Raw genomic sequence first — 16,035 nt, 5'->3', positions numbered from 1 at the left:
AGACGTTCTAGGTGCAGCCTTCTAAAAGCCGGCCGTACTAGGCCACCAGCCTGAGTGCGGCGAGCCTCACCTGATTTCTTCCGCCATTCTTGGCCTGGTAGAGGGCAGCGTCGGCGCGATTGAGGAGGGCGGAAAAGTCCTCCTCGGTCGTCGAGATGGCGAGGCCGATGCTTACGGTGGCGATGAGGCCGTTATCGTCGATTGCGAGTTCGAGATCGGCAAAGGCCTGGCGGATACGCTCGGCGATGACTTTTGCGGTTTCCTGGTCGGCATCCCTGAGAACGACACAGAATTCTTCGCCGCCAATGCGGGAGGCTATGTCCGCCTGCCGCAGTTCCTGGTCCAGAACGCCGGCAAAGCGCTGCAAAACGCGGTCGCCTTCGGCATGGCCAAGGCGGTCATTGACCTGCTTGAAATGGTCGAGATCGAACATCAGAACGGCCGCGTTGAGCGGTGGTTTTGAAGCGCCGAAGCGCTCGAAGAGGGCGCGACGGTTGAGGACGCCGGTCAGGGGGTCGGTATTGGCTTCGGTGTGATGATGCGCGGCGACGCGCGCATGGTGCAGGGTGAGCGTGAAGGCGCCGATGCCGGTCAGCCCTACCAGCGATATGATGGAATTGAAATCTTCGGCCCAATTGTCCGGCGGCGCGGTCAGGTCCCAACTGCCTTCGATGGCAATGAGGGCGGCACAGCAGACGAAGGAGACGGCTGTCGCGGTGTAAAGCGTGGCGATGGCTGTCAGTGCCAGGCGAAGCCGATCGTCGCTGCGCCAGTGCTCATAGGCGCAAAGGAGCATGAGCAGGGCCGACGAGAGATTGAGAACAAGGGTGCCCAAACCCGAAAGGCCCAGAACCAGTGGAGTAGCCGTTGCGGCAATCGTGACAATGGCTGCGAGAGCCGCGGGCCACAGGGCTGCATGCTTGTTGCGGAACCGTCGGGCGCCGGCATAGACGAGGCTGAAGCCGGCCAGGAGGAGGCTGAAGGGGATAAGCTGGTTGAAGAGCCCATAGGCACCATTGCGCAGCCCCATGCTCATCAGAGCCAGGACCACCAGCGCCATGCCGCCTGCGCCGAAGACCAGATAGGTTTCGTTGCGCGAATTGAGCCATCCGACCAGCAGGGCGAGCAGTAGCGAGGCGCTCGAAAACGCGATGCCAATCAGCAATGTGGCATTGTCGATGACCATCCGAGCACCCGACCGCTATGGCTCCTCTTAGCGGCCAAAGATACAACGCCCACTTACGCAGATGCTGCAATTGTATCTATCGGCGATCACTTTTTAGGGTGAGCTATTCTGCCGCGACGGCCACGGGGGATGGAGGCAGGGCGCCGGTGCTGTGGTCCCAGAGGCCGGAGCCGATGGCGATTGCCGCGGCGAGGGCCGAGGAAATGCCGCCGATAAGCGGCAGGAAGCCGTAGCCGAGTCCCGAATCAATGATGCTGGCGCCAAGGACGGCGCCGATGGCGATGCCGATATTGAAACCGGTCGGGATCAGGGCGGAGGCCAGGTTCGGCGCATCGGCGGCCCAGGCGAGGACGCGCGACTGCACCGGCGAGCCGAAGGCGAAGTTGACGCCGCCCCAGAGGATGGTCGCGATGGCCATGACGATCGGGTAGGGGCTGACGAAGTAGATGGTGACGAACATCACGGCCTGCAGCGCCAGGATAGCCACCAGGGAGGGCATGAGCTTCCAATCGGCGAGGCGGCCGCCGATGAAGACGCCGATCGTGGAGCCGACGCCATAGAGCAGCAGGACCCAAGGCACGACGCCGGTTTCGATGCCGGTGACGTGGGTGAGGAGCGGGGTGATGTAGGTGAAAAGGCTGTATTGGCCGATCATCACCAGAATGACGATGAAGAGCGAGGCCACGATCTGCTGGCGGCCGAGCACCTTGAACTCGCGCATGAAGCTGCCGGAGGTGGTTTCCGATGCGGCATTGCGCGGCAGGAAGAAGGCTACGGCGAGGGTGGCCACGAGGCCGATGATACCCACGGCCCAGAAAGTCGCGCGCCAGCCCAGCGCATTGCCAATGGCGGTGCCGCCGGGCACGCCGAGGATATTGGAAACCGTGAGGCCCGACAGAATCAGCGCTACGGCAAAGCCGCGCTTGTCGGGCGAGACGATGCTGACGGCGACGATGGCGGCGATGCCGAAATAGGTGCCGTGCACGACGGAGACCAGCACGCGGGCCAGCATCAGCATTTCGAAATTGGGGGCGAGGGCGCAGAAGGCCTGGCCGAGAATGAAGATGCCACCCAGAAGCAGAATCAGTGCCTTGCGAGTCATTTTCTTCGTCGCGACGGCGAGAAGCGGGCCGCCGATGGCGATGCCGATGGCGTAGCCAGAAATCAGATAGCCGGCGACGGGAATGGAAACGTCGAGCCCCGCGGCAACATCGGGCAGAATGCCGGCAATGACGAATTCAGCCGTGCCGAATGCGAAAGCGGCGAGGAAGAGGGCGATGAGGGGCAGGGACATGTCAGTAACCGCGCAAGCGGCCTCGATTGGAGCTCGCTCATTTCACAGTGAGCAAATCCGCACAATCCATATTTTGCCCGAGGCAGTATAGAAAAACTATAGCGGTACATGACTGGCGCCAATGGATTGCTGGCGCTAGACTTCTTGTGCTGGAAGGGCCTCTTCGGCCCGATGGAGGGCACTAGAATGACGGTTTCATCTCAGACGAAGCGGCGCTTTGCGGCGGCGACGGCCTTGCGCGGACTGTTGATGCTGCTGGCGGGACTTTATGCAATCATTTTCCCGGGCGACGCGCTCACGGTGCTGGTGTTGTTCGGCGGCATCTTGTTGATCGTCGACGGCGCGCTGGGGCTTTGGAGCCTGACCTTTGGCGGCGGCAAGAGCGGCAATTACTGGTTCGATATCATCGCCAATGCAGCGTCGCTGATCCTCGGTATCCTGTTTTTCGTCCAGCCGTTCGTGGCGACGATTTTCACGGCGACCTTCTTTGGGACCATCGTGGGTCTGGCGGCCCTGTTCGTGGGCGTGATGCAGATCGTTGTGGTGGTGCGGGAGCGGGAGAGCTATGCGCGCATCTGGCCGGTGGTGCTTTCCGGCGTGTCCTACGTGCTGCTCGGGCTGGTCTTTTTGTTCTTCCCGGTGCTGACGGCGGCAGTCGGCATGGTCATCGGCGGCATTCTGCTGGTGTTCTTTGCCATCGGCCTCTTTGGCTGGGCCTGGCGGCTCTATCAGGCCAGCAAGGCCTGATATCTATTTGTAGGTGACGGTGACGCCGGCGACGCTGGCGTCATCGCGAAACACAGTGGCGCCGATGGGGCGGGTGATCGCTATTGAGTCCGCAGCCAGCCATTGTGCAGCCAGGTCGGCGTCCGCGCCGGCCGAAAAGAAACTTGCGGCATCGAACGGGATTTCTTCGCCGGGCGGAACCAGGGCGGCCTGGGTGTTGGGTTCGGTATCGCCGCAGTCACGAGAGAAGACCACCAGGTCGAATTGTTGATCAGGCGAAGTCAGGCGCGAGTGCTCCTCGATGGTGCAGGCCGGCACCAGATCGCCAACGATCCAGAGCGTGGCGCCGATGGCGATTGCGGGCAGCAGGGTGAAAGCGAGAAGCACCGGGATTGGCATTTTGGTGCGCGGCATGGCTGTGGAAAAGCTCCTGGCTGATGACTTCGGCCCAAGGAGTGCTTAGGTAGCACCCATGCGCTTTTCCGATCAGTTCCTGGAAGAAATCCGTCAGCGCCTGCCTATCACGCAGGTTGTGGGCGAACATGTGCTTTGGGACAAGCGGAAATCGCAGCCGGGCAAGGGCGACATGTGGGCCTGCTGCCCTTTCCATGCCGAGAAAAGCCCGAGCTTTCACGCTGATGATCGGCGCGGCATCTATCATTGCTTCGGCTGCGGAGCGAGCGGCGACCACTTTCGGTTCTTGACCGAAAAGGCCGGGATGAGTTTTCCCGAGGCCGTGGAAAAACTGGCCGGCATGGCCGGCGTGCCCATGCCGGCGCGGGATGAACGGACCGAGCAGCGCGAGGCGGCGCAAAAGGGCCTGGTCGAGGTCATGGAACTGGCCGCGAAGTATTACGAGGCGGCGCTGTCTCATAATATCGGGGCGCGGGCGCGGGGATATCTCTTTGATCGTGGTGTGTCGCCAGCGAGCCAGACGCGGTTCCGGATCGGGTTTTCGCCCGATAGCCGCAATGGTCTGAAGGAGCACCTGGCGGCGAATGGAGTTTCGGCGCAGGCCATGCTCGATGCTGGCCTCGTAACAAGCCGCGATGACGATCCGCTGACTTATGACCGGTTCCGTAATCGCGTGATGTTCCCGATCACGGATTTTCGCGGGCGGATCATTGCCTTTGGTGGTCGGGCGCTGAGCGCCGATGTGCCAGCGAAGTATCTCAATTCGCCCGAGACCAGCCTCTTTTCCAAGCGGCAGACGCTTTATAACGGGCAGTCAGCTCGCGCGGCGGCGCGGGATGGGGCCACGGTTATTGTGGTGGAAGGCTATCTCGATGTGATCGCGGCAGTGGCTGCGGGCTTTGAGGGCACGGTGGCGCCGCTTGGTACGGCGCTGACCGAGGAGCATCTGCAATTGCTTTGGCGCATGGCTGAGGTGCCGGTGCTGTGCTTTGACGGCGACAAGGCGGGTCTCAAGGCGGCGGAACGTGCCATGGATTTGGTGCTGCCGCATCTGAAGCCGGGCCAGACGGTGAAGATTGCGACGCTGCCGGAAGGGCAGGATCCCGATGACCTGATCAAGGCTCAGGGGCGGCAGGCTTTTGCGGATGTCATCGACAAGGCGCGGAGCCTGTCGGATATGCTGTGGAGTCTTGAGACCGGCGGGCTTGTGCCCGAGGCGCCGGAAGAACGGGCGGCCTTGCAGGCGCGGCTGCGCGAAAGAGCCAATTCCATTCAGGACCAGACGGTCCGCTTCCACTATCAGCAGGCGTTCGACGAAAAGCTGAAAGCCTTTTTTGCGCCGATCCGGCAGGGCAGGGACAATCAGCGCGGCGGGCGATCGGGCTATGGGCAAAGCGGCGCCTATGGCTTTCCCTCGCGCGGAACGCCGCGTTCGGTCGTTTCCGACACGCTGCGCAACTCCCGCCTTGTCCGTGGTGGCCCGGGCATAGAGGCGACGCCGCGCGAGGCGACGATCATCCAGACGCTGGTCAATCACCCGGCATTGGTTGAGGATAAATTCGAAGTGCTGGCGGCGCTCGATTGCGAAACACCGACGGCGCAGAAGGTCCTGAGTGATATCCTGGCGCTCGTCGTTCGGCACCACGATATTTCCGCGCCTGACCTTCTGGCGGCGCTGGGGGCGAGGGGCCATGGGCCGGTTCTTGACCGCATGGCGGAAACTTTGGTGCGCCAGGGCGTTTGGCAAGTGGGGTCCGATACAGCGCTGGCCGATGCCGAAACCGGATTAAGTCATGCGCTGGCCTTGCATAACAAGAAAGTTCAGCTAAATAGGGAATTGAAGGCAGCCGAAGCGGCGCTGGGCGAAGACCCGAGCGATGAAACCTTTGAAAGGCTGCGAGACATCAAGAACCAGATTACCACTGTCGATGGCACTGAGGCATTGATCGAAGGATTTGGTTCGCTATCGGGACGCGCGACTCGCAGTTTTTAGAGGGTTTCTCTAAAGACCGGCGAAGACGCGCGATTTTGCATATGGCGATTTCGCCATGGCGTCCCGATGCGAGCCATTGTGAACGCGGCGTGTTAACGCCTTGGTTACCAAACCTTTACCTTGTCTTGAGCCGACACCACCTATGACAAGATCCGGCGCCCGATGCCCACGGGTCCCGAGGAGTAGCATATGGCCACCAAGGCAGCGAACAAAGCCAGCAAGGAAACCGAGAAGCCCGAATCCGGGGCTCCGGAGGCCTCCAATGACAGCCCCCTGATCGATCAGAACGATGCTGCGGTCAAGAAGCTGATCAAGGTCGCCAAGAAGCGCGGCTATGTTACCTATGAAGAGCTGAACGCTGTTCTGCCCGCGGACGAAACAAGTTCCGAGCAGATCGAAGATTTCATGTCCATGTTCTCGGAAATGGGCATCAATGTCGTCGACGAAGACGAGGTCGAAGAGACCGAAGTCGAGAAGGACGAAGACGATACAGGCTCGGAAGTTGCCCCCTCGAGCGGCACTGCTCTTGCCAATACTTCGAATACCAAGTCCGGCTCTGACCGTACCGACGATCCCGTGCGCATGTATCTGCGCGAAATGGGCTCGGTGGAACTGCTGAGCCGCGAAGGCGAAATCGCCATCGCCAAGCGCATCGAGGCCGGTCGCGAGACCATGATCGAAGGCCTCTGCGAATCGCCGCTGACCTTCCAGGCCATCATCATCTGGCGCGATCAGCTCGCCGAAGGCGAAATTCTGCTGCGCGACATCATTGATCTCGAAGCGACCTATGCCGGCCCCGATGCCAAGCAGGCTGCGCCGGAAATTCCGGTGGCGCCCGCGCGTCATGAGCCTGAAGTAGTCAAGGAAAAGGCCAAGCCGGCGCCCCGTCGCGCTTCTTCGTCGGACGACGAAGATGATTACGTTCCCGAAGAGCCGGAAGCGCCGCAGGACCCGGTCGAGGACGATGACGACGAGTTTGATAACGCCTTGTCGCTCTCGGCGATGGAAGCCGAACTCAAGCCGCAGGTCGTCGAGACCTTCAACCGCATCGCCGAGGCCTATGGCCAGATGCGCGTGATGCAGGATCGTCACGCCGTGGATCGCACGGCCACGGTTTCGGATGCGGAATCCAAGAAGCTCGGTTCGCTGCGCGCCGACGTGATCACCGACGTGAAGTCGCTGTCGCTGAACACCAGCCGTATCGAAAGCCTCGTCGAACAGCTTTACGACATCAACAAGCGCCTCGTGCGTCTTGAAGGTCGCCTGCTGCGCCTGGCCGAGAGCTATGGCGTGAAGCGCGAAGTGTTCCTGCAGAACTATTATGGCCGCGAGCTGGACCCGACCTGGGAAACCGGTCTTGAAGGTTTTGACGGCAAGGGCTGGGCGGAATTCGCCCGCCGCGAAGCTGATACCGTGCACGACATCCGTCACGAGATCGCTACGCTTGCCACCGAAACCGGCCTCGATATCGCCGAATACCGCCGCATCGTTCACAAGGTGCAGAAGGGCGAGCGCGAAGCTGCAATCGCCAAGAAGGAAATGGTTGAGGCCAACCTTCGTCTCGTGATCTCTATCGCGAAGAAGTACACGAACCGCGGCCTGCAATTCCTTGATCTTATTCAGGAAGGCAATATCGGCCTGATGAAGGCCGTGGACAAATTCGAGTATCGTCGCGGTTACAAGTTCTCGACCTATGCGACGTGGTGGATCCGTCAAGCGATCACCCGCTCGATCGCTGACCAGGCTCGCACCATCCGTATTCCGGTGCACATGATCGAGACTATCAACAAGATCGTCCGTACCTCACGCCAGATGCTGCATGAAATCGGTCGCGAACCGACGCCGGAAGAGCTGTCCGAAAAGCTGCAAATGCCTTTGGACAAGGTGCGAAAAGTCCTCAAGATCGCCAAGGAGCCGATTTCTCTGGAAACGCCGATCGGCGACGAAGAAGATTCGAACCTCGGCGATTTCATCCAGGACGTGAATGCGATCCAGCCGATCGATGCGGCGATCCAGTCGAACCTGCGTGAGACGACGACCCGTGTTCTCGCGTCGCTGACGCCGCGTGAAGAGCGCGTGCTGCGCATGCGTTTTGGTATCGGCATGAACACCGACCATACGCTGGAAGAAGTCGGCCAGCAGTTCTCGGTGACCCGCGAACGTATTCGCCAGATCGAAGCCAAGGCGCTCCGCAAACTCAAGCATCCGAGCCGTAGCCGGAAGCTCCGGAGCTTCCTCGACAACTAGGAGCAGCCCAATGGCTGCTCCACGCCTCAAAGTCACCGCCATCCGCGCCAGCATCCCGTTCAAGCTGTCGGTGACGTTTTCCGATGGCACGCATGGCGCCTTCAATGCTGCGCCCATGCTGGCCGAGCGCGGCGAAGGCACCGAACCGCTGCGGGATCGGGCCTTCTTCGCTAAGGTGGGCCTTGCCAACGGTACGCCGACCTGGCCGAACCATTTTGACATCTCCCCGCAATGGCTGCAGGAGGAGATGGACCGGCGGGGCGAGTTGGTGCGCCCCAAGCCGTTAAGACGTATCTGAGGGAGTTGCCTATGTCGTTCTGGAAGAAGCTCTTTGGTGGTGGCAGCGCCGAGGATAGCGCGCCGGCAGGCGACAGGTCGCTCGGCGAAGAGAGCTATAAGGGTTTTCTGATCAAGGCGATCGAGATGCGCGCCGGCAGCGAATACCAACTGGCCGGAACGATCGAGAAAGACATCGGCGGCGAACTGAAGAATTACAAGTTCATCCGGGCGGACCGGATGAGCTCGAAGGAAGACCTCGTCGCGCTGGCCCTCAGCAAGGGCCGCCAGATCATCGACGAGCAGGGCGAAGGCATCTATCGCTAACGCCAGACTGGAAATTTTGTCGACCGCGGGCCCTACGGCTCGCGGTCCTGTTTTTGAAGGATTGCCATCATGGCCAAGAAACCGACAGCCCGTAGTGAATTCGTGATGTTCGATATCGTCTATGAAGACGGCTCGCAGCGCTCCAACCGCAAGGTGGACGCCAACCTGCTTGGCGGTCTCGATGGCGACGAACCGGCCCGCGCTGCCATCGAAGAGCAGGATCGCGCGATTTCGGAAAAGTCCGGCGTCCCGCCGCTGGCGATCAAGACCATCAAGCGCTCGGGCAAGTAGGCATCAGGCGGGGTCCGCCCGGCCTGAGCCGACCGGGCCCCGAACCAGAATATAGGCGAGCAGAATCGCCATGACGACGACGCCAGCCAGCATGGATTGCTGCCAGGCGTCCACAAACGCTTCCCGCGAAGACTGAACGAGACGGGCGCCATCGGGGCCCTGCCGACCGGCGATGTCGAGGGCGGTTGCGATGCCGCGCGCTGCGGCCTCCGATATATCCGAGGGCAGCTCGGCAAGGCGCGTGGCGACGGCATTGGCATAGCCTGCCGCAAAGACAGTGCCGAGCAAGGCCACGCCCAGGGCCGTGCCGAATTCGCGGGTCACGTCATTGAGTGCAGAGGCCACGCCCTGCTGTTCGCGCGGCAATGACGAGGTGATTGCCTCGGTAGACGGGGTCATCGAAAGGCCCATGCCAAGGCCCATGGCGATCATGCCCGGCAAAATGGCGGGATAGCCACCCTCGACCGATACCAGCAAAGCCATAAGCACGAGGCCCAGGCCGCCGAGGGCGATGCCGCAGGCCATGGTCAGGCGCGGGCCAGCTATGGTGGCCAGTCTGGGGGCGAGGGCGGAGGAGACCATCATCAGCAGTGCCATGGGCATGAGGCCGAGTGTTGCCATGAGGCCCGACCATCCCAGCACGGCCTGGAAGAACGGGTAGAGCACGATGAAAACACCGGCTTGGACGCCGAACCAGGTCATGAGTGTGACCGAGCCGCTGGTGAGGTTGCGCCGGCCGAAGAAGCGGACATCGAGCAAAGGGGCGGGGTGGCGTAGTTCCCATGCGGCAAAAGCGATGCCTGCGAGGAGACCGACTGTAAGGGCAGCGAGCGTCGCGAGGGCGGTCCAGCCCTGGCTGGGGCCTTCGTGCAGGAAGAAGATGAGGCCGACGATCGAGAGCAAGGACAAGGCCGCGCCGACGAAATCAAAGCCGTAGCTCGAAGTATCGCGAGAATTGGGGACGGCGCGCAATGCCATCAGCGCTGCGACGATGACGAGGACGATGGGCAGGACGAAAAGCCAGCGCCAGTCGAGCAGATCGACCAGCAGGGCCGACAGGAACATGCCCAATATGCCGCCGCCGCCGGCAATGGCCGTCCAGATGCCGATGCCCTTGGAGCGTTCTTCGGCGGGAAAAGCCGAGGTGATGACCGAGAGCGTGACGGGCATGATCATGGCCGCACCGACGCCGCTCAGCAGGCGTGCGCCGAGCATGACCTGCGCATTTGGAGCGAGGCCGGCAAGCGCATTGGCGAGGCCAAAGACGGCGAGGCCTGCCAGCAAGACCGGTTTGCGCCCCCAGCGGTCACCGACCGCGCCGAGCGGTAGCAGTAGCGCCGCAAGGGTAATGGCATAGATATTAATGATCCAGAGCACCTCGGTCTGGCTCGCGTCCAGATCGCGCGCGAGTGGCGGCTGGGCGACATTGAGGCCGGAGACGGCGGCAATGACAGCCATGAGCGCGATGCACACGGCCACGAGGATGTCGCGGCGACGGCGCGGGTCGTCAATGATCGGGTCGAGGGCGGCGGCGTGTCCTCTGCTATCGCCCTTATTGTCGAGGGTAGACATAGTAACTCCATTTCACGTATCTTTTGTTGATACGAGAAATGATATGGGCCGTCAATCAGGACGCAATTGACAATCGACGGAGGGCGTTTCAGGACCGAGCGATGAACAAGGACACGAGACTTTCTGGCGTTTTGCACGTGCTGATTCATCTCGGCCAGGTCAGCGAGCCGCTGACCTCCGAGGTGCTGGCTGGCACCATGGGCACCAATCCCGCTATTTTCCGGCGCACCATGGCGGGCATTCGGGAGGCGGGCTATGTGCGTTCGGACAAGGGGCACGGCGGCGGCTGGGCTCTAGCCAGGCCGCTCTCTGAGATCACGCTATTGGATATTTACCTGGCGCTAGACCGCCCGGCGCTGTTTGCCTTTGGCAATCGCAGCGTAGAGCCGGAGTGCAAGGTCGAGCGAGCCGTCAATACGGCGCTGACCGATACGATGGCGGAGGCCGAAGCGCTGTTTGTGCGGCGCTTCGGCGAGATCACCCTGGACATGCTGGTACCGGCTCAAGCCGCGCCGCTGGCCGTGCATGCTCATAGGCAGAGCGATGGGGACTAGCTAGCCAGAGCCCTGTCGATGGCCGGCTTTACGACCGTGCCGTAGAGCTCAATGGCTTTCATGACCTTGTCATGGGGCAGGGTGCCGACGCTGAGTTGCAGGCCGAAGCGGTCGTGCTTGAACCATTCGTGCTGCATGAGGATCTTGTCGATCACTTCCTGGGGCGAGCCCATGTAGTAGGCGCCTTCCGAGGTGGTGCCGGCGTCGAACTGGGCGCGGGTGGTCGGAGGCCAGCCGCGTTCGGCGCCGATGCGGCTCATGGTGGCGCTGTGGGCCGGGAAGGCGACGTCGCGGGCGTTCTGGCTGTCCTCGGCGATAAAGCCGTGGCCGGAGATGCCAACCTTCATCAGCGAGGCATCGTGGCCGACTTTTTCGCCGGTCTGGCGGTAAAGGTCCACCAGCGGCATGAACTGGCGCGGGCGGCCGCCGATGATGGCGATCATGAGCGGCAGGCCATAATAGGCCGCGCGTGCGACGGAGTTGGGCGTGCCGCCGACGGCGATCCAGAGGGGCAGGGGTTTTTGGACCGGTTCAGGATAGACGGCGATGCCCGGGATGGGATTGGTGTGCTTGCTGCCGGCCCAGTTGACCTTGCCGCCCTTGCGCAGCTCGAGCAGCATTTCGAGCTTTTCTTCGAAGAGATCGTCGTAGTCGTCGAGATCGAGGCCGAAAAGCGGGAAGCTTTCGACGAAGGAGCCACGGCCGGCCATGATTTCCGCGCGGCCATCGCTGATGAGATCGAGGGTAGAGAACTGCTGGTAGACGCGGACCGGGTCTTCGGAAGAGAGGACGGTCACGGCGGTCGAGAGGCGGATCGACTTGGTGCGCGCGGCAGCGGCGGCGAGGATGGTTACCGGCGACGAGGCGACATAATCCGGGCGGTGGTGTTCGCCGAGGCCGTAGAAGGCGAGGCCGAGCTGGTCGGCCAGTTCGATCTCTTCGATCAGGTCGCGCAGGCGTTCGGCCGGCGATTGCAGGTGGCCGCCGTTGAGCGGGTCGGGGGTATTTTCAGCGAAGGAATAAAGTCCGAGTTCCATGGCGTTCTCCTTGCGCGAAGAGATGGCGGCCCAAGCGGCGGGTCGCAAGAACGCACATGGGTGTTACCGCGCGCTGTTGCGCGCGGTAACATATCAACAATCAGACATTGCTGCCTGATGGCGTATAGGCCCAAGGCTGTGGTGGGGTCGGAGCAGGCTGGGGAGCCTTTTCGCCGGCGGCCTTGTGGATTTCGGTGACAAGGGCCGGAGCGAGGCGGAGCTTGGCGGCAAGCGCTTCGAGATAGGCCTGTTCGGCTGGGGTGTCGGCCGTGATGGCGACGAGGGAGGCCGCGTAAATTTCAGCGGCGTGCTCGGGCGTATCAGCGCGGGAGACCACGGCGTTGATGTCGAGCGGCGTGGACAGCTCGTCAAAAACCCAGGCCTTTTCCTCTGCGGAAAGCGGCATGGTTTTGAGGCGCTCGAAAATGGCGTCCTTTTCCTCGGCATCGATGCGGCCATCGGCCTTGGCGGCGGCGATCATGGCGCGGACAAGGGATTTGCCCAGGTCTTCGTGCGCCGCTTCATTGCCGGGGGCAGGAATGAAAGCGTCCTCGCGCGGAGCTGGGGTCTGCGCCGTATTGGCTTGTTTTTCCTGATAGGATTGCCAGGCCTTGTAGGCGAGGCCACCGACGGCAGCGACGGCGCCGAGCTTGGCGGCATTGCCCAATAGCTTGGTCGGCTTGCCGCCCGAAAGCAGCAGGCCGGCGGCGAGGCCAGCAGCACCGGTCATTGCCGTCCGCTGCGTATTCGGATCGGTCTGAATGGCCTTGATGATCTGGTCGATATTGAACATGAGCGCTCCCTTTCTTTATTCTTGTTGAGATGGGAATTCGGCCCGCCATCTGCAAGCCGTCGGAGCGGCTGGGATGTGCGGCAAAAAGGCAAAAAAAGAAGCCCCGGTTACTGGAACCGGGGCCCGGGAAGCCTCGAAGGGAGGGGTCGAGGCTCTAGGGATTGGAAATATTAGGCGCCGGGAGTGGCGGCCGGTTCAGCGGCGGGAGCCGGGGTGGCTTCCGGAGTAGCTGCCGGGGCTTCAGCCGGGGCCGGAGCGGCTTCCGGGGTGGCAGCAGGAGCTGCGTCAGTTGCCGGAGCCGGGGCTTCGGTCATGGGAGCCACTTCAGGGGTGGCGGCCGGAGCTTCGGTCATCGGGGCCGGAGCGGTTGCCGGGGATTCCACGGCCGGGGCGCCGTTGACGTCAACCGTGGTGGACGGGCCCGAATTGGCCGAGAACACCAGGTAGCCGATAGCCAGCAGAGCGAGGGCGACGATGATGCCCACGAACCAGCCGGTTCCGTTGCTTTCACGGGTATAAACCGTGCGGTTGCCGTCGTTGGTATAGATAGTATCACGTTCTGGGGTAGCCATTGTGTGCTCCTTAGCAAGTGAATTCTGGCTAAAGAACGCACCCTCTCCGAAGTCGGTTCCCTATTTCGTGATCACAAGACCCAACTCAATTGTGGCGTGAAAAAGATCCATTTATATCAATTGGATATACTGGCTTTTCAGAGGTCCGGACCTTTGCCTTTATCGCCTTTTTTCGAAATTTTGTCGATCAGGGCGAGGAAAAGCGCCGACAAAATGAAGGTCACATGCAGCACCGTGTACCAGAAAATCTGCTCGTTGGTGTACTGCGGTACGTTCAGGAATATCTGCAGCAGGTGGATCGAGGAGATGGCGACGATCGTGGAAGCCACCTTGATCTTGAGCGAGCCGGCATCGATCTGGCCGAGCCAATGGACATCGCCTTCATTGTCGAAGCGCGAGACGAAGTTTTCGTAGCCCGAGATGATGACCATCACGACGAGGCTGGCGATCAGCGCGGCGTCGATGAGGCCGAGAATTTTGAGGATGGTCTCGGTTTCGTCCATGCCGATGAGATGGCTAGCGAAGTCCCAGAGCTTGTAGCCGAAAGAGACGGCGTAGAGAGCTAGCGCCAGCCCGAGGCCAATGTAGAAGACGACCAGCAGCCAGCGCGAGGCGAGGATGATGCTTTCGACGAAGACTTCGAGACGTTTCATGGCGGACTCCAGCGGCACCGCGCACGGATAGCAAGTCTATATGGGCTGGCAAGAGGCGCGCTGACGCAGGCAAAGAAAAAGGGCCGGACTTTCGTCCGGCCCTTCGCTATTTCGGGGATTAGCCGTTGTTGGCCACGGTGATCAGAGGCGTGATGCGGCGGATGGTGACGCGGCGGTTTTCTCGCTCTGCCAGATCCGTGCGGATTTTCAGGTAGCGCTCGCCATAACCCTGGGTGGCCAGGTTTTCCGGCGGCACGCCGTAGAAGTCCGTGAGGATACGGGCAACGGTAGCGGCACGCAGGTCCGAGAGGCGCAGGTTGGCGATATCCGAGCCAACGGCGTCGGTGTGACCTTCGATGAGGAAGGTTTCGGCCGGGTTGGTCCGGAGCAGTTGCAACATGGCATTGGCGACGCCGGAGAGGGCGCTTACCTGGTCGCGATTGATGGTCGCGGCGCCGGTGTCGAAGGTCAGGTTGCCGACTTCGAGGCGGCGGACCGAGTCACGGACACGAGCCGAACGCTTCACTTCGTCGATCGAGTAGACGCGGGCGACCTGTTCGACCGGCGGCTGAGCGAAGAAGTTCCCAACTTCGTTTTCGTCGGCGAAGGAGGCGTCGAGGACGTAGTCCCGCACCGGGATGTTAAGACGCAGCGGCGGCAGGTCCTGGCCCGGGTCACGCCAAACGAGGAGATCGTCGTCATAGCGATCGTCGAAGTAGGCGAGGACGATTTCGCGACCATCGGGCGTGATGCGCGAGCGACGCAGAATGTCGCCATTGCGATTGCGCACGGTGATGACCTGGCTGCCGTCGGGACGTTCGACAACTTCACGCACGCGGCCGCCCGGCAGGTTTTCGTAATAAACCTCGTCCTGCTGCGGATTGTAGAAGCGATCCGTATCCTGGCCGATGGAATTGACCACGAGCTGGGTGCCAACCTGCAGGATCACCTGGGTGATGATGTCGCCGGCCGTCGCTTCACGCACCGGCACCTGCTCGACAACGGTGACGTTGTTCTGCTGGCCGATATTGTTCTGCGTGTTGTTCGTCACGTTATTGGTGACGTTGGTGATGTTCGTGATGTTATTGATGTAGTTGTTGACGACGGTCTGGTTGACGGTCGTGTTCTCGGTTGCCGTAACGGCGGTGCCGGCCTCGGCAGCGACCGGGGTGATCGGCGCGGCGGCGAAGGCACGCATTTCCTCCGATTGGGCTTCTGCGTCGGATTCCGGCGGTGGCGCGAGCGGGGCTTCGGCAACCGGCGGGGCGACTGGAGCCTGGCCATCGACCGCGGGCGCTTCGAGCTGAATGTCCTTGGCGCTGTCCAGAACCGGAGCGATCTGATCCTGCGTGATGCCGGCCGGCAGGTCTTCGACGATTTCGGCCGGCTGGCCGTCGACGGTGACGGGAGCGTCGGCAGGTGCTGCGTTGGGATCAACGGCTGCGGGCTGTTCGACCGGGGTTTCGGCAGGAGGCTGCTCAGCGGGGGCCGCAGGTTGCTCAACCGGGGCCGGTTCGATGGTCGGGATCGGCGCAAGCGTCAGGCCCAGCGGGGCAAGGCAGCTCTCAACGTCGGGCATGCCGGCATTCGAGCAAATGCTGTTGATCTCGGCCAGAGCCGCGTCGATGCGGGCCTGGGCGGAGGCGTCGCCTGCGGCGAGCTCAGCAACGGCGGCATTGTAGGCGTCAACCTGGGCGACGAGCGCCGAAGCGAGATCGGTCGGGGCCGGCTGCTGCTCTGCTGCGGGCGCGGGTTCCGGGGCAGGCTGCGGCGCTGCTTCCGGAGCAGGGGCCGGTTCAGGTGCGGGGGCAGGTTCTGGCGCAGGCGCCGCTTCTTGAGCGGGCTGTTCCTCGACTACCGGTGCGGGTTCTGCCTCGGGGGCGACCTGCACTTCGACAGGAGCCTCCGGCTGGGACTCGGGAGCCGCTTCGACCGGCGCTGGCGCCTCGACCGGAGCCGGCTCGGGGGCGGATTCAACGGCGGCAGGCGCTTCAGCGGGGGCCGCTTCCACGGGGGCGGGTTCTTCGACTGGGGCCGGCTCTGGTGCGGGCTCAGGAGCCGCCTCGGGCGCTGGCTCTGGTGCGGGCTCGGCGGGCGGCG

Annotated in this window: 16 protein-coding genes; 7 read left to right on the top strand and 9 right to left on the bottom strand. The window is 62.3% G+C overall.

Annotation, left to right across the window (positions count from 1 at the left end):
* Nucleotides 1-37: 37 nt before the first annotated feature.
* Together JP75_RS05380 and JP75_RS05375 are read right to left on the bottom strand one after the other, a co-directional pair.
* Complete coding sequence (locus JP75_RS05380) at nucleotides 38-1,186, bottom strand: GGDEF domain-containing protein (protein ID WP_035080344.1); 1,149 nt, start codon at nucleotides 1,184-1,186, stop codon at nucleotides 38-40.
* A 103-nt stretch (nucleotides 1,187-1,289) separates the two neighbouring features.
* Nucleotides 1,290-2,480, bottom strand: coding sequence for an MFS transporter (locus JP75_RS05375; protein ID WP_035080342.1), 1,191 nt, complete (start codon nucleotides 2,478-2,480; stop codon nucleotides 1,290-1,292).
* A 186-nt stretch (nucleotides 2,481-2,666) separates the two neighbouring features.
* Here JP75_RS05375 and JP75_RS05370 point away from each other — a divergent pair, with 186 nt between their 5' ends.
* A complete protein-coding gene (locus JP75_RS05370) occupies nucleotides 2,667-3,227 on the top strand; it encodes an HdeD family acid-resistance protein (protein ID WP_035080340.1) in 561 nt (186 codons plus the stop codon).
* Between the two features lie 3 nt (nucleotides 3,228-3,230).
* On the opposite strand, the gene JP75_RS05365 is transcribed toward JP75_RS05370, so the two are convergent.
* Complete coding sequence (locus JP75_RS05365; RefSeq protein ID WP_035080339.1) at nucleotides 3,231-3,620, bottom strand: hypothetical protein; 390 nt, start codon at nucleotides 3,618-3,620, stop codon at nucleotides 3,231-3,233.
* 58 nt (nucleotides 3,621-3,678) lie between these two features.
* Between JP75_RS05365 and dnaG the strand changes: the two genes are divergently transcribed.
* The 5 genes from dnaG (at nucleotide 3,679) to JP75_RS05340 (ending at nucleotide 8,754) form a co-directional block, all read left to right on the top strand.
* Nucleotides 3,679-5,613 carry a DNA primase gene (gene dnaG, locus JP75_RS05360; RefSeq protein ID WP_035080337.1) on the top strand — a complete coding sequence of 645 codons (1,935 nt, stop codon included), beginning with the start codon at nucleotides 3,679-3,681 and terminating at the stop codon, nucleotides 5,611-5,613.
* Between the two features lie 189 nt (nucleotides 5,614-5,802).
* The gene (gene rpoD / locus JP75_RS05355; protein WP_035080335.1) at nucleotides 5,803-7,860 is read left to right on the top strand and encodes an RNA polymerase sigma factor RpoD; all 2,058 of its coding nucleotides are present in this window, start codon (nucleotides 5,803-5,805) and stop codon (nucleotides 7,858-7,860) included.
* 10 nt (nucleotides 7,861-7,870) lie between these two features.
* A complete protein-coding gene (locus tag JP75_RS05350) occupies nucleotides 7,871-8,158 on the top strand; it encodes a DUF2442 domain-containing protein (protein ID WP_035080333.1) in 288 nt (95 codons plus the stop codon).
* A gap of 11 nt (nucleotides 8,159-8,169) precedes the next feature.
* Nucleotides 8,170-8,463: an HlyU family transcriptional regulator gene (locus tag JP75_RS05345; RefSeq protein ID WP_035080324.1), complete on the top strand. Its 294-nt coding sequence runs from the start codon at nucleotides 8,170-8,172 to the stop codon at nucleotides 8,461-8,463.
* Between the two features lie 69 nt (nucleotides 8,464-8,532).
* Nucleotides 8,533-8,754: a hypothetical protein gene (locus JP75_RS05340; RefSeq protein ID WP_035080322.1), complete on the top strand. Its 222-nt coding sequence runs from the start codon at nucleotides 8,533-8,535 to the stop codon at nucleotides 8,752-8,754.
* Between the two features lie 3 nt (nucleotides 8,755-8,757).
* Here the strand turns inward: JP75_RS05340 and JP75_RS05335 are convergent, their stop codons facing one another.
* A complete protein-coding gene (locus JP75_RS05335) occupies nucleotides 8,758-10,326 on the bottom strand; it encodes an MFS transporter (RefSeq protein WP_051960387.1) in 1,569 nt (522 codons plus the stop codon).
* Between the two features lie 101 nt (nucleotides 10,327-10,427).
* Between JP75_RS05335 and JP75_RS05330 the strand changes: the two genes are divergently transcribed.
* Nucleotides 10,428-10,880, top strand: a complete 453-nt coding sequence (locus tag JP75_RS05330) for an Rrf2 family transcriptional regulator (RefSeq protein WP_035080320.1) — start codon at nucleotides 10,428-10,430, stop codon at nucleotides 10,878-10,880.
* Here JP75_RS05330 and JP75_RS05325 read toward each other — a convergent pair.
* The 5 genes from JP75_RS05325 to JP75_RS05305 all read right to left on the bottom strand — a co-directional run.
* A complete protein-coding gene (locus JP75_RS05325; RefSeq protein WP_035080317.1) occupies nucleotides 10,877-11,917 on the bottom strand; it encodes an Atu2307/SP_0267 family LLM class monooxygenase in 1,041 nt (346 codons plus the stop codon). The genes JP75_RS05330 and JP75_RS05325 overlap by 4 nt on opposite strands.
* A gap of 100 nt (nucleotides 11,918-12,017) precedes the next feature.
* Complete coding sequence (locus tag JP75_RS05320; RefSeq protein ID WP_084587496.1) at nucleotides 12,018-12,710, bottom strand: tellurite resistance TerB family protein; 693 nt, start codon at nucleotides 12,708-12,710, stop codon at nucleotides 12,018-12,020.
* A 170-nt stretch (nucleotides 12,711-12,880) separates the two neighbouring features.
* Nucleotides 12,881-13,282 (bottom strand): hypothetical protein, encoded by a 402-nt coding sequence (locus tag JP75_RS25105; protein ID WP_051960386.1) that lies wholly within the window; start codon nucleotides 13,280-13,282, stop codon nucleotides 12,881-12,883.
* 137 nt (nucleotides 13,283-13,419) lie between these two features.
* Complete coding sequence (locus JP75_RS05310) at nucleotides 13,420-13,935, bottom strand: TIGR00645 family protein (protein ID WP_035080315.1); 516 nt, start codon at nucleotides 13,933-13,935, stop codon at nucleotides 13,420-13,422.
* 118 nt (nucleotides 13,936-14,053) lie between these two features.
* The coding region (locus tag JP75_RS05305) for an OmpA family protein (protein WP_035080605.1) at nucleotides 14,054-16,035 on the bottom strand (1,982 nt) is incomplete at its 5' end.

Source organism: Devosia riboflavina (assembly GCF_000743575.1).
Classification (GTDB): Bacteria; Pseudomonadota; Alphaproteobacteria; order Rhizobiales; family Devosiaceae; genus Devosia; species Devosia riboflavina.
This window is presented reverse-complemented; position numbering and strand designations above follow the sequence as displayed.